General features: G+C 56.3%; 15 protein-coding genes and 6 pseudogenes. 13 read left to right on the forward strand and 8 right to left on the reverse strand.

Annotated features, from left to right (window positions below; genetic code table 11):
• Window positions 1-28: 28 nt before the first annotated feature.
• The 6 genes and pseudogenes from hydA (at window position 29) to AC0L7S_RS13790 (ending at window position 6,973) form a co-directional block, all read left to right on the forward strand.
• A pseudogene (gene hydA, locus AC0L7S_RS13765) lies at window positions 29-1,481 on the forward strand (dihydropyrimidinase).
• A gap of 23 nt (window positions 1,482-1,504) precedes the next feature.
• The gene (locus tag AC0L7S_RS13770) at window positions 1,505-2,314 is read left to right on the forward strand and encodes an ABC transporter ATP-binding protein (protein WP_473474295.1); all 810 of its coding nucleotides are present in this window, start codon (window positions 1,505-1,507) and stop codon (window positions 2,312-2,314) included.
• Between the two features lie 11 nt (window positions 2,315-2,325).
• Window positions 2,326-3,204 (forward strand): ABC transporter permease, encoded by an 879-nt coding sequence (locus AC0L7S_RS13775; protein WP_473471574.1) that lies wholly within the window; start codon window positions 2,326-2,328, stop codon window positions 3,202-3,204.
• Complete coding sequence (locus AC0L7S_RS13780; protein ID WP_473471575.1) at window positions 3,201-4,337, forward strand: ABC transporter permease; 1,137 nt, start codon at window positions 3,201-3,203, stop codon at window positions 4,335-4,337. The genes AC0L7S_RS13775 and AC0L7S_RS13780 overlap by 4 nt, the downstream gene beginning before the upstream one ends.
• 98 nt (window positions 4,338-4,435) lie before the next feature.
• Window positions 4,436-5,407: an ABC transporter substrate-binding protein gene (locus AC0L7S_RS13785; protein WP_473471576.1), complete on the forward strand. Its 972-nt coding sequence runs from the start codon at window positions 4,436-4,438 to the stop codon at window positions 5,405-5,407.
• Window positions 5,408-5,689: 282 nt separating this feature from the next.
• Window positions 5,690-6,973 carry a cystathionine gamma-synthase family protein gene (locus tag AC0L7S_RS13790; protein ID WP_473471577.1) on the forward strand — a complete coding sequence of 428 codons (1,284 nt, stop codon included), beginning with the start codon at window positions 5,690-5,692 and terminating at the stop codon, window positions 6,971-6,973.
• Between the two features lie 27 nt (window positions 6,974-7,000).
• Here the strand turns inward: AC0L7S_RS13790 and AC0L7S_RS13795 are convergent.
• The 3 genes and pseudogenes from AC0L7S_RS13795 to AC0L7S_RS13805 form a co-directional block, all read right to left on the reverse strand.
• Window positions 7,001-8,649, reverse strand: a pseudogene (locus tag AC0L7S_RS13795) (thiamine pyrophosphate-binding protein).
• Window positions 8,646-9,818, reverse strand: a complete 1,173-nt coding sequence (locus tag AC0L7S_RS13800; protein WP_473471578.1) for a CaiB/BaiF CoA transferase family protein — start codon at window positions 9,816-9,818, stop codon at window positions 8,646-8,648. The pseudogene AC0L7S_RS13795 and the gene AC0L7S_RS13800 overlap by 4 nt, the downstream one beginning before the upstream one ends.
• A gap of 137 nt (window positions 9,819-9,955) precedes the next feature.
• Window positions 9,956-10,884: pseudogene (locus tag AC0L7S_RS13805) on the reverse strand (alpha/beta fold hydrolase).
• A 158-nt stretch (window positions 10,885-11,042) separates the two neighbouring features.
• Between AC0L7S_RS13805 and ettA the strand changes: the two are divergent.
• From ettA to AC0L7S_RS13820, 3 genes are all read left to right on the forward strand, one after another.
• Entirely contained in the window at window positions 11,043-12,692 is a 1,650-nt protein-coding gene (gene ettA, locus AC0L7S_RS13810) for an energy-dependent translational throttle protein EttA (RefSeq protein WP_473471579.1), read from the forward strand.
• Between the two features lie 16 nt (window positions 12,693-12,708).
• Window positions 12,709-13,476, forward strand: coding sequence for a trans-aconitate 2-methyltransferase (gene tam / locus AC0L7S_RS13815; protein WP_473471580.1), 768 nt, complete (start codon window positions 12,709-12,711; stop codon window positions 13,474-13,476).
• 93 nt (window positions 13,477-13,569) lie between these two features.
• A complete protein-coding gene (locus AC0L7S_RS13820) occupies window positions 13,570-14,691 on the forward strand; it encodes a beta-ketoacyl-ACP synthase III (RefSeq protein WP_473471581.1) in 1,122 nt (373 codons plus the stop codon).
• Between the two features lie 37 nt (window positions 14,692-14,728).
• Here AC0L7S_RS13820 and AC0L7S_RS13825 read toward each other — a convergent pair whose 3' ends face one another.
• On the reverse strand, window positions 14,729-15,040 hold the full coding sequence (locus tag AC0L7S_RS13825; protein ID WP_473471582.1) for a DUF2293 domain-containing protein: 312 nt from the start codon (window positions 15,038-15,040) through the stop codon (window positions 14,729-14,731).
• Window positions 15,037-15,543 carry a tRNA (N6-threonylcarbamoyladenosine(37)-N6)-methyltransferase TrmO gene (gene tsaA / locus AC0L7S_RS13830; RefSeq protein ID WP_473471583.1) on the reverse strand — a complete coding sequence of 169 codons (507 nt, stop codon included), beginning with the start codon at window positions 15,541-15,543 and terminating at the stop codon, window positions 15,037-15,039. Before tsaA ends, AC0L7S_RS13825 begins: the two co-directional genes overlap by 4 nt.
• Before the next feature lie 126 nt (window positions 15,544-15,669).
• On the opposite strand from tsaA, the gene AC0L7S_RS13835 reads away from it, so the two are divergent.
• Entirely contained in the window at window positions 15,670-16,692 is a 1,023-nt protein-coding gene (locus tag AC0L7S_RS13835; RefSeq protein ID WP_473471584.1) for an ArsR/SmtB family transcription factor, read from the forward strand.
• Entirely contained in the window at window positions 16,692-17,606 is a 915-nt protein-coding gene (metF, locus tag AC0L7S_RS13840; RefSeq protein WP_473471585.1) for a methylenetetrahydrofolate reductase [NAD(P)H], read from the forward strand. The genes AC0L7S_RS13835 and metF overlap by 1 nt, the downstream gene beginning before the upstream one ends.
• Window positions 17,607-17,993: 387 nt before the next feature.
• Here metF and AC0L7S_RS13845 read toward each other — a convergent pair.
• Window positions 17,994-18,873 (reverse strand): annotated as a pseudogene (locus AC0L7S_RS13845) (DMT family transporter).
• Window positions 18,874-19,180: 307 nt separating this feature from the next.
• On the opposite strand from AC0L7S_RS13845, the gene AC0L7S_RS13850 reads away from it, so the two are divergent.
• Entirely contained in the window at window positions 19,181-20,401 is a 1,221-nt protein-coding gene (locus tag AC0L7S_RS13850) for an alanine racemase (RefSeq protein ID WP_473474296.1), read from the forward strand.
• A 47-nt stretch (window positions 20,402-20,448) separates the two neighbouring features.
• Here AC0L7S_RS13850 and AC0L7S_RS13855 read toward each other — a convergent pair whose 3' ends face one another.
• Together AC0L7S_RS13855 and AC0L7S_RS13860 are read right to left on the reverse strand one after the other, a co-directional pair.
• Window positions 20,449-21,627 carry a lytic murein transglycosylase gene (locus AC0L7S_RS13855; RefSeq protein WP_473474297.1) on the reverse strand — a complete coding sequence of 393 codons (1,179 nt, stop codon included), beginning with the start codon at window positions 21,625-21,627 and terminating at the stop codon, window positions 20,449-20,451.
• A gap of 76 nt (window positions 21,628-21,703) precedes the next feature.
• Window positions 21,704-22,506 (reverse strand): annotated as a pseudogene (locus tag AC0L7S_RS13860) (glycoside hydrolase family 25 protein).
• A gap of 202 nt (window positions 22,507-22,708) precedes the next feature.
• Here AC0L7S_RS13860 and AC0L7S_RS13865 point away from each other — a divergent pair.
• A pseudogene (locus AC0L7S_RS13865) lies at window positions 22,709-24,099 on the forward strand (serine hydrolase domain-containing protein).
• The last annotated feature ends 3 nt before the right edge of the window (window positions 24,100-24,102 follow it).

The following is a 24,102-nucleotide window of genomic DNA, read 5'->3' on the forward strand; positions in this document are numbered from 1 at the left end:
ATAGACCGAAATATGGGGAGCGAGAAAAATGTCAAAGGTCATCAAAAACGGTACTGTGGTGACAGCCGACCGCACCTATAAGGCGGATGTGCTGTTCGAAAATGGCCAGATCATTGGCGTAGGGCCGGACCTTCACGGGGACCAGGAGTTCGATGCAACCGGGTGCTATGTCATGCCGGGCGGCATCGACCCGCATACCCATCTCGAAATGCCGTTCATGGGTACTTATTCGGCGGACGATTTCGAGAGCGGCACGCGTGCCGCCCTTGCAGGCGGCACGACGATGGTGGTGGATTTTTGCCTGCCTGCACCCAAGCAGTCTTTGCTGGAAGCGTTGCAGAGGTGGGACAACAAGACCTCCAAGGCTTCCTGCGACTATTCCTTCCACATGGCGATCACATGGTGGGACAAGCAGGTTTTCGAAGAGATGGCCCAGGTTGTCGATAGAGGCATTACCTCGTTTAAGCATTTCATGGCCTATAAGGGCGCGCTGATGGTGGACGATGACGAATTATATGCTTCGTTCAAGCGTTGTGCGGACCTTGGCGCGTTGCCGCTGGTTCATGCCGAAAATGGCGACGTGGTGGCCGCACTTTCGCAAAAACTGCTTGCTGAAGGTAATAATGGGCCCGAAGGCCATGCTTATTCGCGACCACCCGGAGGTGGAAGGTGAGGCGACCAACCGCGCCGTGATGATTGCCGATATGGCCGGTGTGCCGCTTTATGTGGTGCATGTGTCGTGCGAGCAGAGCCATGAAGCGATCCGCCGCGCCCGTCAAAAAGGCATGCGGGTCTTTGGCGAGCCGCTGATCCAGCATCTGACGCTGGATGAGAGCGAATATTTCGACAAGGATTGGGATCACGCGGCGCGCCGCGTCATGAGCCCGCCGTTTCGAAACAAGCAACATCAGGACTCACTTTGGGCGGGCTTGCAAGCCGGGTCGCTGCAAGTTGTGGCGACGGACCATTGTGCCTTCACCACCGAGCAGAAGCGCAATGGCGTTGGCGATTTCACGAAAATCCCGAATGGTACGGGCGGGCTTGAAGACCGCATGCCGGTGTTGTGGACACGGGGCGTCAATACCGGTCGCCTGACCATGAACGAATTTGTTGCGGTAACGTCCACCAATATCGCCAAAATCCTCAACACGTATCCGAAGAAGGGTGCCATCGTTGAAGGTGCGGACGCCGATATCGTGGTTTGGGATCCGAAGCGCAAGAAGACGATTTCATCGAAAAAGCAGCAGTCGGTCATCGACTACAATGTGTTTGAAGGCTTCGAGGTGACCGGTTTGCCACGCTTTGTCTTTACGCGTGGTGAATTGGCCATCGAGGAGACTGACGTCAAGTCGAAACCCGGTCATGGCAAGTTTGTGGCCCGCGAGGCAAATGGAGCGGTCAACCGGGCGCTATCGACCTGGAAGGATATTTCTGCGCCGCGCAAGATAGAGCGCACCGGCATCCCGGCGACCGGGGTGTGAGCAAGGTGACAATGCATTCACCAATGGGAGCAGGAGCGAGCTTGACGCCAGCCAAACAAACCGTTGTCGAGGCAAGCAGACTTGGCCTTACATTCCAGACCAGCGATGGGCCGGTACAGGCGCTTGCCGATGTCGATCTGAAAATCAGCAAGGGCGAGTTCGTCTCCTTTATCGGGCCGTCGGGTTGTGGCAAGACCACTTTGCTGCGGGTAATTGCCGATCTGGAGAAACCGACATCGGGTGCCATTGCCGTCAATGGCATGACGGTTGAGCAGGCGCGTGAGGCGCGGGCTTATGGGTATGTTTTTCAGGCATCGGCGCTGTTTCCCTGGCGTACGATCGAGCGCAATGTGGCCTTGCCGCTTGAGGTCATGGGCCTGTCGAAATCCGAACAGAATGAACGCATCAAGCATACGCTCGATCTGGTCAATCTGACGGGTTTTGAGAAGAAGTATCCGTGGCAGCTTTCAGGCGGGATGCAGCAGCGTGCTTCTATCGCTCGGGCACTGGCCTTCGATGCCGACCTTTTGTTGATGGACGAGCCGTTCGGTGCGCTCGATGAAATCGTGCGCGACCATCTCAACGAACAATTGCTGGAATTGTGGGGGCGGACCAACAAGACGATCTGCTTCGTTACGCACTCCATCCCCGAGGCGGTTTATCTGTCGACACGTATTGTTGTCATGTCGCCGCGTCCGGGCCGTGTCACCGACATTATCGAATCGACGTTGCCGGCAGAGCGCCCTCTCGATATCCGCGAGACCCCGGAGTTCCTGGCAATTGCCGCCAGAGTGCGTGACGGCTTGCGGGCCGGTCACAGCTATGACGATTGAGGCCGCTGATCATGGACTCATTTCGTGACAAGATTGTTCCGGTAGTCTCAATTCTGGCGGTCACTGTGGTCGTCTGGTATGTTTTTGCCGTTGTTCTCAACGCGCCATTCCAGCGCGACCTTGATCGTCGCTCGGGAGAAATGCCGGGGACGGTCGAATTCATCGGCAAGACGCTGACACAGGCCAAGCCGACACTGCCGACGCCAGATCAGGTGGCGACAAATTTCTTTGAAAACACCTTCATGCGCAAGGTTACGAGCAACCGCAGCCTCGTTTATCATTCGTGGGTGACACTTTCATCGACGTTGCTCGGCTTTGCTTTCGGGACGCTGCTGGGCATTCTGATTGCCGTCGGGATTGTGCATGTGACAACGCTTGATCGAAGCCTCATGCCGTGGATCATTGCGTCCCAGACAATCCCCATTCTCGCTGTTGCGCCGATGATTATCGTAGTGCTTGCGGCGGTCGGGATTACCGGTCTCATCCCCAAGGCGCTGATCTCGACTTACCTGTCGTTCTTCCCCGTTGCGGTCGGCATGGTGAAAGGGTTGCGCTCGCCTGAGCTGATGAATCTCGACCTGATGCACACTTATAATGCCAGCCGTTCGCAGACGTTCTGGAAGCTGCGTATGCCAGCTTCAGTCCCTTTCCTGTTCACGTCGATGAAGGTGGCCGTGGCGGCCAGTCTGGTGGGGGCAATCGTCGGTGAATTGCCGACCGGTGCCGTGGCAGGCATCGGTGCCAAGCTTCTTGCCAGTGCCTATTACAGCCAGTCGATCGACATGTGGGCGGCGTTGGTGGCCGGTTCCGTGGTTGCCGCTTTGCTGGTGGTGAGCGTCGGCATTGTCGGTCGCTTCGTTGAACGCTCGATGGGCGGGAGAGCGGCATGAGCGGCTTCAAGTTCTCATGGCAGGCGGTTCTGGCTCTCATATTGTGCCTGATTGCCATCTTCATGGGTGCCATGACCTCGCCTGAAGCGGCGGCAGCGGGCGAGTATCCCTATCAGGCGACGAAGTGGATTATCCTCGGACTGCTTGTCTGTTCGGGGTTGGTATCGTTGGTCAAGATTGGGCCGGTCATTGAGGCGGTGTTGCTGTTTGTCGGGGCGCATGTTGCGGCGTGGCTTCTCATCCGAGGCATTGCCGGTTTTGAGGGAACGGCGAAGGCGCCATTCTTTCTGTTGATTGGCGCGGCTTGGCTTCTTGCTTGGCGCTGCGTAACTGTGCTGTCTTCAATGCAGATTGGATTGCGGCAGATTTCCATCGCGGTTCGGCTCGTCATACCGACGATCTTTGGTGTCTGGATTCTGATCATCTGGGAAGCGGTGACCCGCGGTGCCGGCATTCCCTTCATCTTGCTGCCGCCGCCAAGCGCCATTGGCGTGCGTATTGCCAATTCGCTGCCAATCCTGGCTGCGGACGTCAATCAAACGATCTTCAAGGCGGTTTTCATCGGCTATGTTCTTGGGTGTGGTTCAGGCTTCATGGCTGCGATCCTTGCCGACCGCGTGCCGTTCATGCGTCGAGGTCTGCTGCCGATTGGCAATCTGGTTTCGGCTCTGCCGATTATTGGTGTCGCGCCAATCATGGTCATGTGGTTCGGTTTCGACTGGCAATCGAAAGCAGCTGTCGTCGTTCTCATGACGTTCTTTCCAATGCTGGTGAACACGGTTGCAGGTTTATCGGCGTCAGGGCACATGGAACGCGACCTGATGAACACTTACGCATCCAATTACTGGCAGACGCTTTTCAAGCTGCGTCTGCCGGCTGCTGCCCCGTTTATCTTCAACGCCCTCAAGATCAATTCCACGCTGGCGCTGATTGGCGCAATCGTTGCCGAGTTTTTCGGGACGCCGGTGGTTGGCATGGGTTTTCGTATTTCAACCGAAGTCGGCAGAATGAATGTCGATATGGTGTGGGCTGAAATCGCAGTTGCAGCACTTGCGGGTTCGGTTTTCTATGGTGTCATTGCTCTCATCGAGAGAGCTACGACATTCTGGCATCCGTCTGTCCGAGGTGGATAGACGTGCTGGGGCTTGTTGGCTACCACGCTCCAAATCCTGATAGTCAACAGGTCCTAACGAATGATAGGCTTTGAAACTTAACTCCAGAGGGTAACAAAATGAAAAAACTGATACTTCCCATGCTGGCCGGTGCGATGTCGCTGGCTGCTTTCCAGGCAATGGCGGCTGACAAGGTGACGCTGCAATTGAAATGGGTAACGCAGGCCCAGTTCGGTGGCTATTACGTAGCCAAGGACAAGGGCTTTTATGAAGAAGAAGGGCTCGATGTCGACATCAAGCCGGGTGGTCCCGATATCGCGCCAGAGCAGATAATTGCCGGTGGCGGTGCCGATGTTATCGTTGACTGGATGGGCGGTGCGCTGGCTGCGCGCGAAAAAGGCGTCGGGCTGGTAAATATCGCCCAACCGTTCAAGAAAGCCGGCATGGAGCTGGTCTGCCCGGCAGATGGCCCCATCAAGACTGAAGCCGATTTCAAAGGCCACACACTCGGCGTCTGGTTCTTCGGCAACGAATATCCGTTCTATGCGTGGATGAACAAGCTTGGCCTTTCGACTGAAGGCGGGCCCGATGGCGTTACCGTGCTCAAGCAGAGCTTCGACGTTCAGCCGCTGATCCAGAAGCAGGCGGACTGCATCTCGGTTATGACCTATAATGAATATTGGCAGTTGATGGATGCAGGCTACAAGCCGGACGATCTGATCGTGTTCAACTACACTGCAATGGGCAACGATCTGCTTGAAGACGGCCTTTATGCGCTGGAAGACAACCTCAAGGACCCGGCTTTCGAAGACAAGATGGTGCGTTTTGTGCGCGCTTCGATGAAGGGCTGGAAATACGCCACCGAAAATCCTGATGAGGCTGCCGAAATCGTCATGGATAATGGCGGGCAGGATGAGAACCATCAAAAACGCATGATGAGCGAAGTTGCCAAGCTGGTTGACAATGCCGATGGCAAGCTCATCCCGGAAGCCTATGAACGGACGGCAAAGGCGTTGCTTGATCAGAAGATCATCACCAAGGAACCCGAGGGTGCCTATACGACTGCCATTACGGATAAAGCGATCCAGTAATGCGCGAGAACTAAGGCGGCTCCGTTTTTAATAGAACCACTGAGCCGCGCCAGAAATTAAAAGAACGGCGTCTCCGATTTCACATCAGAGGCGCCGTTCTCTTGACGGGAAGCCATGCATCGATTGCGGTTTGTGCGACTTCATGATCCATGCCGTCGGCAATTTTCTGCTGCATTTTGGGCGTTTGACGGTGATAGATTGCCATAAATCAGAGCGGGATGCGGGGGGAACCGGTGCCCACTTTTCCTCATCCCGCTCTAGCAATTCACAGCGAGGAACATCATGACCGCTCCCAAGCAATCCAGAACTCATATCGGCAATCACAAGCTCCATCCTGAAACGCTGATGCTGGGTTACGGCTTTGATCCGCAACTTTCGGAAGGAGCCGTCAAGCCGCCGGTGTTCTTGACCTCGACCTTCGTCTTCAAGTCGGCTGAAGAGGGGCGCGACTTCTTCGATTACACATCCGGCCGCCGTGAGCCGCCGAGTGGCACAACATCCGGGCTTGTCTATTCCCGCTTCAACCATCCAAACAGCGAAATCGTCGAGGATCGTCTGGCCATCTACGAAAACACCGAGGCTTGCATCCTGTTTTCATCCGGTATGTCGGCAATTGCGACGGCTGTGCTTGCCTATGCAAGGCCGGGCGATGTGGTGCTGCATTCACAACCGCTTTATGGCGGCACTGAAACGCTACTTGCGCGCACGCTCGCTGGCTTCGGTATCAGTGCTGTCAGCTTCTCTGACGGCGTTGACGAACAGGCGGTACGCAAGGCGGCAGACGAGGCAACCGCAAAGGGGCGGGTTTCGATCATATTGGTGGAGTCGCCGTCCAACCCCATCAACAGTGTCATCGACATCGCATTGATGCGGCGCATTGCCGATGAACTGGGCAAAAGTCAGGGTTTTAGACCAGTGGTGATGTGCGACAACACGCTGCTCGGCCCGGTATTCCAGCGCCCAATCGAGTTTGGCGCAGATATATCGCTTTATTCGCTGACCAAATATGTCGGCGGACATTCAGATCTCATCGCGGGTGCGGTTATGGGCAGCAAGGAGGTGACCAAGCCGATCAAGGCGCTGCGTGGCGCTATCGGTACACAACTGGACCCACATTCGTGCTGGATGCTTGGCCGCTCATTGGAAACGCTGTCGATCCGTATGAACCGCGCCAACGTCAATGCCCAGATTACAGCCGAATTTCTGCGTGACCACGCCAAGGTTGCCAAAGTCCATTTTCTGCCATTTCTGGGAGAGGAAACGCCGGCAGGCAAGGTCTTCAAAGCGCAATGCAGCGGTGCTGGTTCGACCTTTTCATTCGATATTCGCGGCGGGCAAAAGGCGGCCTTTGCGTTCCTGAATGCACTTCAGGTGTTCAAACTTGCGGTCAGCCTCGGCGGCACGGAATCGCTTGCGAGCCATCCTGCGGCGATGACCCATTCGGGTGTACCCATCGAGGTGCGCGAACGCATCGGCGTGCTGGATACGACGATCCGGCTTTCGATCGGCGTCGAGCACCCGGACGATCTTGTCGCCGATCTGGCACAGGCACTCGCCGTGGCTTGATCGCTGCACACTTTTCCTTGAATTGCTCTAACGCTTTTCGCGGATGTCCGATAATGTTCGCGACGGCGTTATCGCTTCCGGGTCAAGTTTGATTTCGATCAAGGAGGGCTTGCCGCTGGCTTGCGCGCGCTCGAATGCGGGAGCGAATTCGGCGGTTTTTGCGACCGTTTCACCGTGTCCGCCATAGGCGCGGGCGAGGGCGGCGAAATCGGGGTTGATGAGGTTTGTGCCCGAGACGCGGCCTGGATAATCGCGCTCCTGATGCATGCGGATGGTGCCGTAAATGCCGTTGTTGACGACAATGACGATGATGGAAAGGTCATATTGCACGGCGGTGGCAAATTCCTGCCCATTCATCATGAAGCAGCCGTCACCAGCGAAAGCGACCACGGTTCGTTCTGGATAAAGAGCCTTTGCGGCGACCGCGGCAGGCGTGCCATAGCCCATGGAGCCGGATGTCGGGGCGCTTTGCGTGGCGTAGCGTTGGAAATTGTAGAAGCGGTGTACCCATGTGGCGTAGTTGCCGGCACCATTGGTCAGTATGGCGTCGTCCGGGAGAACTTTTTCAAATAGTTGATGATCGGGCCCATGTGAACCTCTCCGGGACCGGTTTCGGGCGGTGTCGACCATTTCAGATAATCAAGGTGAAGGGCTTTCGTGTGGCTTTCCCACACGGGTGTTTTGGCCGGCTTTCGTGACGCAAATGCTTCTACGAAAGCTGATGGCGAGGCATTGATGGCGAGTGTGGGGCGATAGACGCGGCCCAATTCGCTGGTGTCGGGGTGGATGTGAACCAGTTTTTGCTCAGGATATGGGCTTTTGAGCAGCGTATAGTCGGAAGAAGGCATCTCGCCAAACCGGCCGCCAATCAACAGGACCAGATCGGAAGCCTTGATGTACTCTGAAAGTTTCGGATTGATACCAATGCCGACGTCGCCCGCATAATGCGGGTTTAAATGATCGAACAGCATTTGACGGCGAAACTGGACGCCAACCGGCAACGCCCAATTGGTCGCCAGTTGCTTCATATGAGCGACGGCTTGTTCGCTCCAGCGCGTGCCACCGAGTATCGCGAAAGGCCGCTTTGCTTCGGCAAGAAGTTCTTCAAGCTTTTCAAGTTCGGTTGGTCCGGGCCTCGTTTCAACCGGGGTGAAGGGCAGGGCTGCGGGAGCGTCCGCAAGGCTGGTCAGCATGTCTTCGGGTAATGCGATAACGACCGGACCGGGACGCCCCGACGTCGCAATGGAAAAAGCGCGTGTGAGGATTTCAGGGATGCGCTCTGCATCGTCGATCTCGGTTGCCCATTTTGCGATGGGGCCGAAAAAGGCGCGATAGTCCACTTCCTGAAAAGCCTCGCGCTCGCGCGCTCGCGTCGCGATCTGGCCAATGAACAGGATCATCGGAATCGAATCCTGCATCGCTATGTGGATGCCCGGCGAGGCGTTGGTTGCGCCGGGACCGCGTGTGACGAAGCAAATTCCGGGGCGTCCGGTCAGTCGGCCATGACAATCCGCCATCATTGATGCTCCGCCTTCCTGGCGGCAGACGATCGTCTCGATTTTCGAATCGTGCAGGGCGTCGAGAACCGCCAGATAGGATTCTCCAGGCACACAGAAAACGCGATCGACGCCGTTGGCTTCCAATGAATCTACGATAAGCCTGCCGCCGGTCTTCATGATTTGCCTTGCTCCAGTTCTGCGAGGATTTCCTGCGTATGTTCGCCCAGCCTTGGCGAAGGACGCTGATAAGTGAGTGGTGTTTGCGAAAACATGATCGGGGCGCGAACCGAGGGCAGATGATTGCCATGACCATCATCGAGGTCGATGCGCATGGCTCGCGCAATTGCCTGTGGATCAGCAAAAGCTTGACCAATGTCATTGATGGGGCTTGCTGGTACGCCGGCTTTTTCCAACATGACAAGCACGGTTTCACGCTCCATCAATGAGAGGGCTTTTGTCATTACCTCGCGCAAGGCGGCACGATTGGTGACGCGCGCTGAATTGGTGGCAAAGGCCGGATCGTCGGCGAGTGATTCATTGCCAATGGCCGCACAGAATTTGCGGAACTGGCTATCATTACCAACGGCGAGGATGAAATGGCCATCCTTGACCGGCAGCACCTCATAGGGCGCGATATTGGGATGCGCATTGCCCATTTGTACCGGGGGCGTGCCCGAAACCAGATAATTCAGGTTTTGATTGGCCAGTACGGACATTTGCGTATCAAGCAGCGCCATATCAAGATGCTGGCCGTCACCAGTGTTCTCGGCATGGCGAAGAGCTGCCTGAATGGCAATGACCGAATAAAGACCGGTGAAAATGTCAGTGACGGCAACGCCGACTTTTTGCGGCTCGCCACCGGCTGCACCGGTGATCGACATCAGGCCGGACATGCCCTGAACGATAAAGTCGTAGCCGGCACGCGCGGCATAGGGGCCGTCCTGCCCGAAACCGGTGATCGAACAATAGACGAGGCTCGGATTGACCGTTTTCAGGCTCTCATAGTCGAGACCATATTTCTTCAGCCCACCAAGCTTGAAATTCTCGATCAGGACGTCTGCGGTTGAAACCAGTTTGCGGATCGTCGCGGCCCCTTCGGGCGTGGAAAAATCGACCACAATCGAACGTTTGCCGCGATTGCAGGAATGATAATAGGCGGCTGAAAGGTTCTCGCCGTCCTCGCCGGTGACGAATGGCGGACCCCATTTGCGGGTGTCGTCACCCTCGGGGCTCTCCACCTTGATGACGTCGGCACCGAGATCGGCAAGCAATTGACCAGCCCAGGGCCCGGCAAGGATGCGAGCCAGTTCGATAACGCGGACGCCTTTCAGCGGAGTTTCGGCCATGAGTCACCAAACCATAGATTGGACGTGAACGGGCGGTTTTCTAGAATTGAGTCGATTTCGATTGAACAGGTGAACCGATCTAGCAATCGACGGCTGTGATGTCACGATAGTTGCAATGGGCCAATAACTGGACGCCGCTATTTCAGTGTGCGGTCGATCCATGCAGCAAAGTCGTTCATGACGGTGGCGCGGTTTATCTCGTTGAGGCTTTCATGGCGGGTATCAGTGTAGATTTTCATGTCCACATTTGAAAATGCCATTTTCCTCATTCTCGCTGCCAGTTGGCTGACGGCCTTGCCTCCATTCGTTGCAGGGTCGCTTTCACCGCCGACCAGATTGATCGGCAAGTTCTTGGCCATTCCAGAAAAATTGGCGTTATTTGCGCCATGCATGATGAAGCCGAACAGATCGCGCCACAGCGAAATCGAAGCATCCCAGCCGCAGAGCGGATCGGCAATGTAGGCATCCACTTCCGCCGCATCGCGCGAGAGCCAGTCGAAGAGTGTGCGATGATCGGGTATTGCCTTGCCCCATGCCTGAAAGGTCAGCTTGGGGAGCAGGCGCGATGGCACGTCAGCTCCTAACCTGAAACGCTCCCAGGCAAGAACCGCCAGTGCGGCATAAGCAGGCGCGCCTGCTGAAAAATTGGCATTCCAGATGGCCGCGCCATGAAGCCGGCGTGCATTGCGTAATGCAAAATTGAGAGCAATGAGCCCTCCTATCGAATGGCCGAAAATGATGACCGGCAGATTGGGGTGTTCGCCGGCTATCAGATCGTGGACCGCTTCAACATCGGCCAGAACCTTCAAGCCGCCATCGGCTTGACCAAATCTGCCTTGGGGGCGTCTGGCGCTGTTGTCAGGCCGTGGCCGCGATGATCGTGTGCGTAGACGTGACAACCGTGTTCGGCGAGAAATTCAGCGAAATGGGCATAACGCGCGCCATGTTCGGCAAGGCCGTGATTGATCTGGACGACGATGCGGGCCGGGGCTTTCGCATTTTTCCAATAGAGATTGAGGTGCGCACCGGTTGGCGATGCCAATGTTGTCTGTCTATCAAATGGCATGGCCTGCTCCTGTATGCGATTTTGAATATGCGATGCTGTGCGCGTCAAGACTGGCAAATGTGTCATGAAAGCAGAGAAAACCGGAAAGCGATTGCCGTTTCGCCGCTCATCGCCTACATAGCCCGCAACTTCCATTCATTTTGACGGGGATAGTGCGCGTGGCACGGCAATTTATTTATCACATGGCCGGTCTCAACAAGGCCTATGGCACCAAGAAGGTGCTGGAAAATATCCATCTCTCTTTCTACCCCGACGCCAAGATCGGTATTCTCGGACCCAACGGGGCCGGTAAATCAACGATCCTGAAGATCATGGCCGGGATCGACAAGGAGTGGAACGGTGAAGCATGGCTGGCCGAGGGGGCAACCGTCGGCTATCTGGCTCAGGAGCCTGCTCTCGATGCCGAAAAGACCGTGTTCGAGAATATCATGGACGGCGTTGTCGCCAAGACCGCCATCATCGAGCGCTATAACGAACTGATGATGAACTATTCCGAGGAGACGGCCGACGAATCGGCCAAGCTCCAGGATGAAATGGACCGCCTGAACCTGTGGGACCTTGAACAGCAGGTGGAAATGGCGATGGAGGCTTTGGCCTGCCCGCCCAAAGATGCGGATGTGACCAAGCTTTCGGGTGGTGAGCGCCGTCGTGTGGCGTTGTGCCAGCTGCTTTTGCGCCAGCCCGACCTGCTATTGCTCGATGAGCCGACCAACCATCTCGATGCCGAAACCACTGCATGGCTTGAAAAGCATCTGCGTGCGTATGCCGGTGCGGTGATGATCATTACCCATGATCGCTACTTCTTGGACAATGTTACCGGATGGATCCTCGAACTCGACCGTGGCCGGGGCATTCCTTACGAGGGCAATTATACGAAATATCTCGAAGCCAAGGCCAAGCGTCTCAAGCAGGAGGGTCGTGAGGATGATTCTCGCCAGCGGGCGATCGGCCGCGAACGCGAGTGGATAGCGTCTTCTCCGAAGGCGCGCCAAACCAAATCCAAGGCTCGTATTCAGGCATTTCAGGATCTTCTGGAAGCAGCCGACAAGCGGCGGCCCAGCGATACACAGATTGTCATTCCCCATGGTGAGCGGCTCGGCAATGTGGTGATCGAGGTTGAAGGACTGTCCAAGGGGTATGGCGATAAACTGCTTATCGACGACCTTGAATTCAAATTGCCGCCTGGTGGCATTGTCGGTGTGATCGGCCCGAACGGCGCTGGTAAAACAACGCTGTTTCGCATGATTACCGGTCAAGAGAAGCCGGATGGTGGCTCGATCCGCGTTGGCGAGACAGTCAAGCTTGGCTATGTCGATCAGAGCCGCGATCAGCTTGATCCGGGCAAGACCGTTTGGGAAGAAATCTCCGGCGGTGCCGAAGTCGTTAAACTTGGCAAGTTCGATGCCAATACCCGCGCCTATTGCTCGTCATTCAATTTCCGTGGGCAAGACCAGCAGCAGAAAGTCGGCAATCTCTCAGGTGGCCAGCGCAACCGCGTTCATCTGGCCAAGATGCTCAAGACCGGTGGCAATGTGCTGTTGCTCGACGAACCAACCAACGATCTTGACACGGAAACTTTGGCCGCACTTGAAGATGCACTGGAAAGCTTTGCCGGTTGCGCCGTTATCATCTCGCATGACCGCATGTTCCTGGATAGGCTGGCGACGCACATCCTGGCTTTTGAAGGCGACAGTCATGTCGAATGGTTCGAGGGCAATTTCGAGGACTACGAGCAGGACAAGATTCGCCGTCTCGGTCCCGAGGCCGTCAATCCGCACCGCATGACATACAAGCGCCTGACGCGGTAGAAAGTGACGAACCGCAATGCCAGACTGGTCCGCCGCCCAATATTTGAAATTCGAGGATGAGCGGACACGTCCGGCGCGTGATCTTGTTGCGCAAATTGCAGTCGCTAGCCCGAAGCATGTGGTCGATATCGGCTGTGGGCCGGGCAACTCGACCGAACTTCTGGTAGAACGCTGGCCTGATGCACAGGTCAGTGGTTTCGATGCATCGCCGGACATGATCGACAAAGCGGGCAAACGCCTTCCACAGGTGAATTTCGAGCTGATGGATGCCGCAGTGTGGCAACCGAAACAGCCGGTCGATGTCATTTTCGCCAATGCGGTGTTTCAGTGGCTACCCGAGCATCCGGCCATATTGCAGCGCCTGATGGGGCTTCTCGCGCAAGGCGGCGCGCTTGCCGTGCAAATGCCGGATAATATTGGTGAGCCGTCGCATCGGCTGATGCGGGAGGTTGCGAGCGAGGTGCCTTTTGCTGAAAAGATCGCTGCTGCGGGGCGCGAGCCACTACCTTCACCGACATTTTATTACGATCTTCTGTCGCCTCTGGCGGACCGGATCGACATCTGGCACACGGTGTACAATCATACGATGACCAGCGCGCAAGCAATTGTCGAGTGGTTCAGGTCGACCGCCTTGAAGCCGTTCCTCGATCCTCTCGATGAAGATGAGAGGAAAGATTTCCTGGCACGCTATCTGGCCAAAATATCTGCGGCCTATCCGCCGGCCACTGATGGTAAGGTGCTTCTGAGATTTCCACGCCTGTTCATTGTGGCCAGACGGCTTTAAGTGATCTCGTGATGCGTGAAGCTGGCTGGTGGCACCGGAGCCATGCAGTTCATATATGCGCATGGCGGCGATCGCTCGTAGAACGGATTGAACATGCAACGCGTCACAATCAGCGGAATCGGCATACAAATTCCCGAGGCCTCGATTACCAATGAAGAATTGGTCGAGAGCTTCAATTCATGGGCCGATGTTGAAAATGCCCGCCGCTCCATTGCAGGGCAGGATTTGCTGCAAAAGTCCGACAGCGCCTTCATCGTTCATGCGTCGGGCATCAAGACGCGTCATGTGATAGAGAAAGACGGCATTCTCAATCCGGCACGCATGGCTCCCAATATCCCGGCGCGGCCAGACGATGCCCTGTCGGTTCAGGCTGAATTCGGTATCGCATCGGCGCGCAAGGCGTTGGCGCATGCAGGAGTTGCGCCGGCCGATGTCGACTTCGTCATCTGTTCGTCGTCGCATCTGCAACGGCCTTATCCCTCGATTGCGATCGAAATCCAGCACGCACTGGGAACGCGAGGTTCGGGGTTCGATATGGGGCTTGGCTGTTCTTCGGCGGCTGCTGCCTTGCATGTTGCGGTCAATCTGGTGCGTTCAGGTGCGCAAAAAAGGGTGCTGGTCACGACGCCGGAAATTATCACCGGCCATCTCAATTTCCGCGACAGGCAGACGCATTTCATCTTCGGTGACGCTTCGGTGTCCATGCTGGTGGAAGCTCTCGATGATGGTGAGGAACGCGCGGGGCGTTTCGAGGTTCTGGATACGAGAACCTGGACGCAGATGTCGAACAACATTCGCACCAATCTTGGCTATCTGACGCGAACAGCGCAGGCCGACCCTTACATGATCGACCTTGAAGGCAATATGATCAAGCAGGTGGGCAACAAGGTCTTCAAGGAAGTTACGGTTGCCGGGCACAAGTTCATTGTCGAATTCTTGGCCGAACACGGGCTGACGCCGCACGGAATCCGCCGCTTCTGGCTGCATCAGGCCAATGCGCGCATGAACGCGATGATCCTGCGCCTGGCGTTCGGCCATGACGTTGATCATGACCGGGCGCCGATGGTGATCGACCGTCTTGGCAATACAGCCGGGGCAGGGGCTATCGTTGCGCTTGGTGAAAACCATGCCGATATGAAATCCGGTGATTTCGGCCTGCTTTGTGCGTTTGGGGCCGGTTACTCGATTGGCGGTGCGCTGCTCAGGATGATGTAGCGGTCTGCGGCGTGGAGTTGGCTTTCTATCGCCTGTCTCAATCGTCATCATCGGGGTCGAGCAAACGGGTGGCGCGCCATTTGGTCAGCCATGTATTGATTGGCTCTATGACGAAAAAACGTGCCGCGTCGCGGTCATAACCCTCCGCCAGCAATTTGTCGTAGTCGGTATGGGTATGTCGAACATGTGCAATCGTTGCCAACCACACGGCAATGGATGGCGGCAGCGTTTTCATATGCGGGGCACCAGCGTCGGCGCGTATCTTTTCCATGTCGGCGAAAGGGGCCAACGGTAAAAGCGCAGTCAGTGCCTTGGCAATAGCGCGCCGGCGACTTGTTTTTCCACTCACTTTGTATCCTGCTCGTCAGTGCCATCTTGTGCAATACAATCGACCGAGGCGAGATAGGGCTTGATATCGATGACGGGTGTAGCATCCAGCACGTCGATTGCGTCTAAATCGATCCGGCCGCTGGCCAGATCAAGCGCGAGCAATCTGGCCGTGTGCAATCCAACCGGGTTGGGGCGAACGGGTGAGCGCAATGCGAAAACCCCTTTTACCTCTGATGCATGGCGTGGCTTCTGGATAATCAGATTCCGCGGTGAATGATGCAGCCATGTCAGAATATTTATGTGGGAGAAGCCATCCAGGCCCCGCAGGCCGTCGCGATAAGGTGGGTCGATCAACAGGCTGGCGGGCTTTCCTGTTTCTCGCGCGGCACGCATGTTCTTGGGGCACGTCTCGCGGGTGGTCCATGGTGAAACAATGCGGCCAATGAAGACGACATGGCCATCGGCGTCCATCGTGGCCGGATCGTGTTCCAGGCGCTGCTCTCCGTCTCTTTTATCAAACATGGGTCACTGTCTCCGTTAACGGTGCATCGGTGTGCCGCAATTGCCGAGCGGGCGAGATTGGCATTGCGCTACAGGCAAAAATAACATAAACATATCTTTATATCTTTTCGAAAATGAAGACGCGCCATGCATGTTTCGCTCGATACGATGATTGATATCCTGAAGGCTGCTGCCGAATCCAGCAGGCTTCGCATTCTGGCTCTGCTTACACGCGGCGATCTGACCGTCTCCGATATTACCGAAATTCTCGGGCAGTCGCAGCCGCGCGTGTCACGCCATCTCAAGCTGCTTCAGGAAGCACGGTTGATCGGGCGTTATCAGGAAGGGTCGTGGGCATTTTTCCGCCTTTCGGATACAGATGCGGCGCGCGAGTTCGTGCACGGGCTTATCGGTGGCATCAAAGACGCCGATCCGCAGATCGAGCGCGATCTTGAGCGTTTGGCGACTGTTAAACGCAAGCGTCAGGAACGTGCCGCCAAATATTTTTCGCAAAATGCCGCAAGTTGGGACCATATACGCTCGTTGCATGTGCCTGACAGAGCCGTCGAGAACGCCCTGCTAAACCTTGTCGGCAAACGGCCATTTCAGTCAATGCTTGATCTCGGCACGGGGACAGGGCGGCTTCTGGAACTCTTTGCCCCGCTTTACCGTCGCGGCGTTGGCATTGATATGTCGCGTGAAATGCTGACGGTGGCGCGTGCCAATCTGGACAAGGCTGGCATTTCCAATGCGCAGGTGCGTCAAGGCGACATCTTTTCGCCGCCGGTCGAGCGCGATGCGTTCGATCTTGTGACCATCCACCAGGTTTTGCATTATCTTGATGATCCAGCCCGCGCCATCAGGGAAGCAGCTCGCCTGCTGCGCCCTTCGGGTCGGTTGATTATCGTCGATTTCGATGCCCATAATCTGGAGTTTTTGCGCGACGAACATGCGCATCAGCGCCTCGGCTTCTCCGACAAACAGATGTCCGAATGGTTGGACGAGGCCGGGCTCGATGTCGAGAAGAGCCAGGATTTCGAACCGCGTGGAGGCTCCCAGGCCAAGCTGACGGTCAAACTCTGGCTCGGTCGTGATCGCCGAATGCTGATTGCCGATCCCTCACCGGAGAGCCAATCACTCAACAACCGTCAAATCGGGGAAATTGCTTGATGAACCAGTTTCGCTTCTCGCGCAGGTCTGACATTGGCGACAATATCAGGGTTTCCTTCGAATTCTTTCCGCCAAAGAACGACGATATGGAAAGAAGGCTCTGGCAGACAGTCAAGCGGTTGGAACCATTGCGGCCCAACTTCGTATCGGTGACTTATGGTGCCGGTGGTTCGACGCGCGAGCGTACGGCGCGAACTGTGAAGCGCATTCTGACGGAGACGAGGCTGATCCCGGCAGCGCACCTGACCTGCGTCGATGCCTCGCGCGGTGATGTCGACCGGGTTGTTCGCGAATTTAGCGATATGGGTGTGACCCGCTTTGTGGCGCTGCGTGGCGATCCGGCAGAAGGTGCTGGCAGCGCCTATCAACCGCATCCGGAAGGCTATGCGAACGGTGCCGAACTGACTGGCGCGCTGAAAGCGGCTGGAAATTTCGATATTTCTGTCTCGGCCTATCCGGAAAAGCATCCTGAGAGCCCGGATTTCGTCACCGACATCGACATGCTGAAACGCAAGGTCGACAATGGTGCGACACGGGCGATTACCCAGTTCTTTTTCGATAACGATCTTTTTGAACGCTATGTCGAGCGGGTGAGGCGGGCTGGCATCTATATCCCGATTGTTCCGGGTATCCTGCCAGTCCACAATTTCGCTCAGGTCGCCAATTTTTCCTCACGTTGTGGCACGCAGGTTCCTGCGTGGCTGGCTGAGCGTTTTGACGGGCTTGAAAATGATCCGCAAACTCATGCGCTGGTGGCATCCGCGGTTGCGGCCGAGCAGGTCATGGATCTGGTCGAGCGCGGCGTCGGCGATTTCCATTTCTACACGATGAACCGCGCTGATCTGGTTTTTGCCATGTGCCACATGATCGGTATCCGTTCACATGGCCCGGTTGCGAATTCAGCGGCAGCATGAGCCAAGCCGGGATGATTTTCGATATGCACTGACACCAATAATCAAAAAGGCCGGGTAAAACCCGGCCTTTCCGATTGTTTGCTTGTCAGGTGCTAACCTTCTGCCGCTTGCGCGGGGTTATGGAAGAACGCCCATAATGAGAGCGCCGATGAAAGCAAATGCAGCGCAGATCATTAATGCGTTGATTGGCCTCGTAAGTCCCATGGATAGCCTCCTCAGTTGCAAAGCTATGGGGGAATCTAGGGTCATTTGCATCACAGGCAAGCAGAAAATATGCTGCATTGCGACGTAAATGTGAAATCCTTCACTCAATCGATCTAGCTAGGCATTGAAATGATTTGGCAATTTAACACTGGCGCGTTGTGAATAAACTGTGGCGCGATCGTGTCATTTTTTGTGAACGAGCCGCCCGTCGATCGTGATGAGGCCAAGACCGATAAGGATGATCCCGCAAAGTTCGTAGACCTCGATATGTTCGCCGAGAAACACAATGCCAAGCAGGATGGCGCTGACTGGCACGATCAACGTGACCAGAGAAGTGTTGGTGGAGCCCGCCGAGGCAATGAGATTGAAAAAGAATATAGGCGAAGGCGGTCGACACCAATGCGAGTGCAAGGATTGCCATCCAGACGGGCAGCGAAGCAGAGAAAAGCCCCGCCGGCCCCTGTGTCAGAAGAACGATGGGGAGCATGATGATCGTGGACGCCGTTAGCTGCCCTGTAGCGACGATAGGCGGAGGTAGACCCCGGAAATAGCGGGCGACCATGAATGCGACGGCATAGGACAAGGACGCACCTATCAGCGCGAATTTCGCCCATACAGGACCACCGAGACCGGCCAGCAAACCCGGCCCGATCATCACCGCAGTCCCGGCTATGCCAAGTGCAATTCCAGCAACCTTGTTCCACGCCAATTGTTCGTCGCTGGTCAGGACGGCTGCGATGATGAGCGTCCAGAAGGGGGTGGTTGCATTGAGCACGGAGGCCAGCCCGGCGCCCAATTCGGTCTGGCCTGCGAATATCAGCGAAAAGGGAATGACATTATTGGTGAGCGCCAACACGAAGAACATGCCGGCGTGAGGCAATGCCAGGCGAAATGCGGGGCCGCGTGCCCCAAGGTAGATATGGAGTGCGACCGCTGCAATAGAGACGCGAAACAACACCAATGTCAGCGGATGAACCTCCGACACGGCGATGCGAGCGAAGAAGAATGATCCGCCCCATATGGTGCCAAGGACGATGAGGAGCGCCCAGTCGATGAGCGTCATTGGCCCGCGTGTCGCAATTTTGGTCGTTGTCGTCATGTGATTGCCCTGATCAATATGCCCAAAATGGCGCTACCTCTCGCTTGTCATAGATCAGTGACAGGCGCTTGCCACCCGAAACCGGAGCATTGTCAGATTGGTGCCCATCTGTGGCCCTTGAAACGGGTCGTGTCTGAAGGGATTCATGGGAATACACTTCATATCATTGTTTTCACGCATGAGATGCGCCAATGGCGCAATCAGGGGAGGAATTGTTTTCGTTTACGCCTGCCTGCATTAATTGTGAGTGAGGAAAATGAGGACTGGCATGATGCAGCGATTCGAAAATGCACGAGAAGCGGCACTGGCGCTGAGGCCCGACGATCCGATTTACTGTTTTCGGCCGCAAGTGTTGAAAGCGGACGCCGTACAATTCATGGGCATGTTTCCGGGCAAAACCGCTTATGCGGTCAAGACCAATGGCGAGCCAATGGTGCTCAAGGCGTTGGTGGAAGCTGGCGTCAATGCGTTCGATGTTGCGTCTCCCGGCGAATTCGCGGCTGTGCGTCAGGTCTCGAGCGATGCGGAGATGCTCTATATGCATCCGATCAAGGCGCAGTCGGACATAAAGCTGGCGCTGGAAAAATATGGCATTCGCGTCATCTCCATCGACCATGAGGACGAAATTACCAAGCTGACCCGCGTCGTGCGTGCGCTCGACATTGATCCCGGCTCGATCACCGTCTTCGTAAGGGTGCAGACCAAGGGCCACGCGGCCTATGAACTGTCGAAGAAATTTGGTGCGGGGCCGGCCTATGCGGTTGAACTTGCCGAGCGCCTTGCGCGCACTGGCTATATGGTTGGCCTGTGCTTCCATGTCGGCAGCCAGATTGAAGATCCTGATACCTATGAAAGGGCGCTCGCTTCAGCAGACTGGATCCGCAATCGCCTGAGTTTCGAGTTGGCGGGGCTTGATGTCGGCGGTGGCTTTCCGGCAGAGTATGGCCATGATCCCAACCGCAAACATGTCGAAATGCCCTCGCTCGGGCAAATCATGTCGCGCCTATCGGGCGACCTGAAGGAGTACCAGTTCGACACGATGCCGCTGGTGGCTGAACCCGGCCGGGTGATCGTGGCGCGGTGCTTTTCTCTCATCGTGCGGGTGCTATTGCGCAAGGGCAAGCGCCTTTACATCAATGACGGCATCTGGGCGTCACTGTCGGATTCATGGACAGGCAAGATAACGCTGCCCGCGCGTTTCATCCCTGATCCTGCAATCCGTTCGCGTAACGGTTCGGGCAAAAAGATCGTGCCATTCAAGGTATGCGGTGCGACTTGCGATTCCGTCGATATTTTGTCGCGGCCATTCTGGTTGCCTGAAACGGTCGATACCGGCGACTGGATCGAAATCGGCCATATCGGTGCCTATTCGTTGTCGCTGCGAACGCGCTTCAATGGATTTTATCCCGATACCTTTGTCGAGGTGACGACACCGTTTGACGAAGGCGAAGCGCCAGAGGGATTTGCGAGCCTGGAGACAATGGCGGATTGAACCCACCAGCGTGCCGGAATTTGCCATCCGATTGACTGCGTTGCGCTTTAGAGTTTTGCCAGCAATTCCTGGGTCGGCCAGCCATCGACGGCAATGCCGAGGCGGGCCTGTTCGTTGCGAACGGCTTCGCGCGTATTGGTGCCCAAAATGCCGTCGATGCCACCAACATCGTAACCCATGGCTACCAGCTTCGTTTGAAGCTCCTTCATCTGGTCGCCGTTCAATCCGGGTTCGGGGTTGCGCTGATCGAAGGGCGGGGCACCAGCAAACCGCGTCGCCAGAACGGCGGCGGTCAAAGCGTAGGTGAATGACTGGTTCCACTGCAGATAGACGTCGAAATTGTCATAGGCGAGAAAAGCCGGTCCCTTGCGGCCCATCGGCAGAACAAGACCGGCTTTGAGGCCATTGTCGATGAGCGGTGTCCCGTCGGGCCTGACAACACCCCACTGCGACCATTGCGACAGCGACAGCTTGTTGGTGCGCCCCGTCTCACCCCAGGGCAATTCATCGGGCACGCGAACCTCTTCAATCCACGGCTGATCGCGTTTCCATCCGCGTGAAAGAACCTTGTTGGCCGTGGTCATGATGGCGTCGGGGGCGGAGCCACGCAGATCGACTATCTCGTCGCCGTCGCCGTCCACGCCACGCGCCAGATAATCGGAGGGAAGTATCTGTGTCTGGCCGATTTCACCGGCCCAGGCCCCCTCTACATCGGCGGGCAGCACGCGCCGGTCAATCAGGGTCAATAACGGGATTATCTGTTGGCGGAAGAGTTCTGGTCTGCGGCAGTCATGAGCGAGTGTGACAAGAGCGTTCAGGGTGTGGAAATCTCCCTGTACCGCGCCAAAATCCGTCTCCAGCGCCCAGAATGCGGTGATAATTGGTGGCTGGACGCCAAATTCCCGGTCGGCGCGGGCAAAGACATCGGCATATTTCTTGAGGTTCGCGGCACCCTGCTGGAGCCGATAAGCCGAAATCATGCGGTCGGAAAACTCGATGAATGTCTGCGTAAACACGCCTTGAGCACGATCTCGTGCAAGCACCTTGTTGTCGAGTGAGGCTGCTTTCAGCGCTTGCAGGCCAAGCTCGCCGACGCCACTGGCTTTGGCTTCGTTTGCGATTTCCTGCTTCCAAGAGCCAAAATCGCCGCCGCATTCCTGAGCAATGGCCGGTATTGTTGCGATGGACAGAAACAGTGCCGTGAGAACAGTGGAATGCGGTCGCATGAATGCCCTTACGGTTTGAAACAGCGTATGCCGATACAGCGTTGAAAACATTATTCGGCATCCTGCACAGGTGTTGTCAACGGGTGTTTCGTTTCAGCCAGCTTTTCCAGCTTGAGGCGCTGCCGTTGAAAACATTGATGTCGGCGTCGCCCCTTATTCCCGGCACGACGCCGGTTCCCGTATATTGCCAGAAGGTGAACGGATGGCTTCCATAGCGTTGTGTGGGGTGGTCGGCTACCGAGCGAAGCCAGTAGGGATAGCCGCGGAAGGTGGACAGGTTATTGTCGTCGAAGAAGTCGATCGAGGTGTAAATGATCGGTTTCTTGCCAAAATGCTTTTCGACGATTGCCAGGAAAATGGACATTTCCTTGCGTACCGTTGCCGCGTCTGGCCGCAGTTTGCAGGTCGGTGACAGAGGATTCCATTCCATGTCGAGGACGGGGGGCATGGCTGAGCGGTCATTGGGCACATTTTCGATAAACCAGCGAGCCTGTTCGGCGGCGGGGCGGCAGAAATAATAGAAATGATAGGCTGCACGGGGAATGCCTGCTGCCTTGGCGCGGTGCCAATGTTCGGAAAAATAGTCGTCGACCCGGTCGCCGCCTTCAGTGGCCTTGATGAAAGCAAACGAAATGCCGCTTGCCTTAACCTTGTGCCAATCGACCGAGGTCTGATATTTCGACACATCGGTGCCGTGCACGGCATAGTGCCAGGGGCGCTTTTTTCCCATTGGTGGGGGTCGCTGTCCTTGAATCTGGGAGCGTGGCTGTTGGCTCTTGACGCTTCTGATGTCGCCGGGGACATTACCGGGGCGAGGTCATCAATGGTCGAGCACGCACTGAGCAGCGTAAGTGCAATAAGCAACGCAAATCGGCGCATCGTATCTCCAGGACGGTTTCAGCAGGCCAATTGAGGGTTTTTTTGCGCAGGGCAGGCCGCTCCCCACTATCACCATACCTGTCAACGTCATGGTTCAACATGGTTGATATTCGGTTGATGGGCTCGACAGAGCGTAAAATATGCGAAAACAATAGCTCCAAATATTTAGGGTCACGACCCTGGCGTGTGTTCGAGGCAGACAATGGGAATCATCCTGAGAATCGTGAAATGGCTGCTCATGATGCTGATAATTGCAGTGGTCGGTGTGTTTGCGTGGCTTTTTTCGCGCCGCCAGACCTGATCCGCGTCGGTTCCGGCTATTCGGCCAAGATCGTCTGTTCAAACGTGTTTTTGGCTGGGCGCGATGCCAATGACGTGCTGGCGCTTGATGTGCAGGCACCGGGCCACCCGCTATTGAAGCTTATGTCGGTTTCCGTCGACAGAGGGGCAGGCACCGTATCGGCCGGATTGTTCGGCATTTTGGGCAAAAGCGTTGCGGTTTACCGCGATGGTCTTGGCTGCACCAATGTACCTGACGGCAAGGTTGATGCCGCCAAGGCAATTACCGGACCGCAATTGCACCCCGCGCCGGAAACTGACGCTTTGTGGCCCGCAGGCGAAGGTGTTGCAGCCTCACAGCATCCCGATGTTGAAAAAATTCTCGACGATGTCGTGTTGACGGGCAAGGGGATGCGTGCCGTCGTCGTGGTCAAGGATGGGCGCATTGTCGGCGAGCGTTACGGCGACGGCTTTTCCGAAAAGACGCCGCTGCTCGGCTGGTCGATGACCAAGACCGTCAATGCGGCAATTCTCGGCACGCTGGTCAGGGATGGCAAGATTGCACTGAACAGGCAAAACCTTGAGGAACAATGGGCGGACGATGGTCGCGCCGCGATCAGCATTTCGGACCTGATGGCGATGTCGAGCGGGCTGGAATTCAACGAGGACTATGGTGACGTCACCGATGTGACGCGCATGCTCTTTCTGGAACCGGATATGGCGGGCTTTGCCAGCGCCAAGCCGCTTGCCGGAGCCGTTGGCAAGGTCTTTTCCTATTCAAGCGGTACAGCGGTGTTGCTATCGCGGCTTTGGCAGGATGCGGTTGGCAATCCGAAACAGGCACTGGAGTGGCCGCGCTCAGTGCTGTTCGATCCGCTCGGCATGAAAAGTGCCGTCCTGGAGACGGATGAAAGCGGCACCTTTGCCGGTTCATCCTATCTCTATGCGAGCGCACACGACTGGGCGCGCTTTGGCCAATTCCTGTTGCAGGATGGCATGTGGGACGGGAAGGTGGTGTTGCCCACCTCTTTCGTGGCATGGATGCACGAGAAGGCACCTGCATCGAAAGGCATCTACGGAAAGGGGCAATTGTGGCTTGAAGGGCCAGGCGACGAGCAGAGGCCCGGCGCGGGCGTTGCAGCCGGATTGCCTGCCGATACATATTGGCTGGAAGGTCACGATGGCCAGTCGGTCCCTATCGTACCTTCCGAGCGTCTGGTGGTCGTTCGCCTTGGCCTGACACCTTCGCGGCTTGGTTACAGGCCGCAGGCAATGTTGTTGATGCTGGTGAATGCACTTCGCCAACCGCGATAAGTG

Source organism: Mesorhizobium sp. G2-6-1 (assembly GCF_055809095.1).

Bases quoted from the DNA above. Each gene is read 5' to 3' on its own strand.
- AC0L7S_RS13855 (WP_473474297.1), bottom strand. From the start codon at position 21,627: ATGCGACCGCATTCCACTGTTCTCACGGCACTGTTTCTGTCCATCGCA.
- AC0L7S_RS13770 (WP_473474295.1), top strand. From the start codon at position 1,505: ATGGGAGCAGGAGCGAGCTTGACGCCAGCCAAACAAACCGTTGTCGAG.
- AC0L7S_RS13775 (WP_473471574.1), top strand. From the start codon at position 2,326: ATGGACTCATTTCGTGACAAGATTGTTCCGGTAGTCTCAATTCTGGCG.
- metF (WP_473471585.1), top strand. From the start codon at position 16,692: ATGAACCAGTTTCGCTTCTCGCGCAGGTCTGACATTGGCGACAATATC.
- AC0L7S_RS13800 (WP_473471578.1), bottom strand. From the start codon at position 9,818: ATGGCCGAAACTCCGCTGAAAGGCGTCCGCGTTATCGAACTGGCTCGC.
- AC0L7S_RS13785 (WP_473471576.1), top strand. From the start codon at position 4,436: ATGAAAAAACTGATACTTCCCATGCTGGCCGGTGCGATGTCGCTGGCT.
- AC0L7S_RS13850 (WP_473474296.1), top strand. From the start codon at position 19,181: ATGCAGCGATTCGAAAATGCACGAGAAGCGGCACTGGCGCTGAGGCCC.
- AC0L7S_RS13835 (WP_473471584.1), top strand. From the start codon at position 15,670: ATGCATGTTTCGCTCGATACGATGATTGATATCCTGAAGGCTGCTGCC.
- tsaA (WP_473471583.1), bottom strand. From the start codon at position 15,543: ATGTTTGATAAAAGAGACGGAGAGCAGCGCCTGGAACACGATCCGGCC.
- AC0L7S_RS13820 (WP_473471581.1), top strand. From the start codon at position 13,570: ATGCAACGCGTCACAATCAGCGGAATCGGCATACAAATTCCCGAGGCC.
- AC0L7S_RS13780 (WP_473471575.1), top strand. From the start codon at position 3,201: ATGAGCGGCTTCAAGTTCTCATGGCAGGCGGTTCTGGCTCTCATATTG.
- tam (WP_473471580.1), top strand. From the start codon at position 12,709: ATGCCAGACTGGTCCGCCGCCCAATATTTGAAATTCGAGGATGAGCGG.
- AC0L7S_RS13790 (WP_473471577.1), top strand. From the start codon at position 5,690: ATGACCGCTCCCAAGCAATCCAGAACTCATATCGGCAATCACAAGCTC.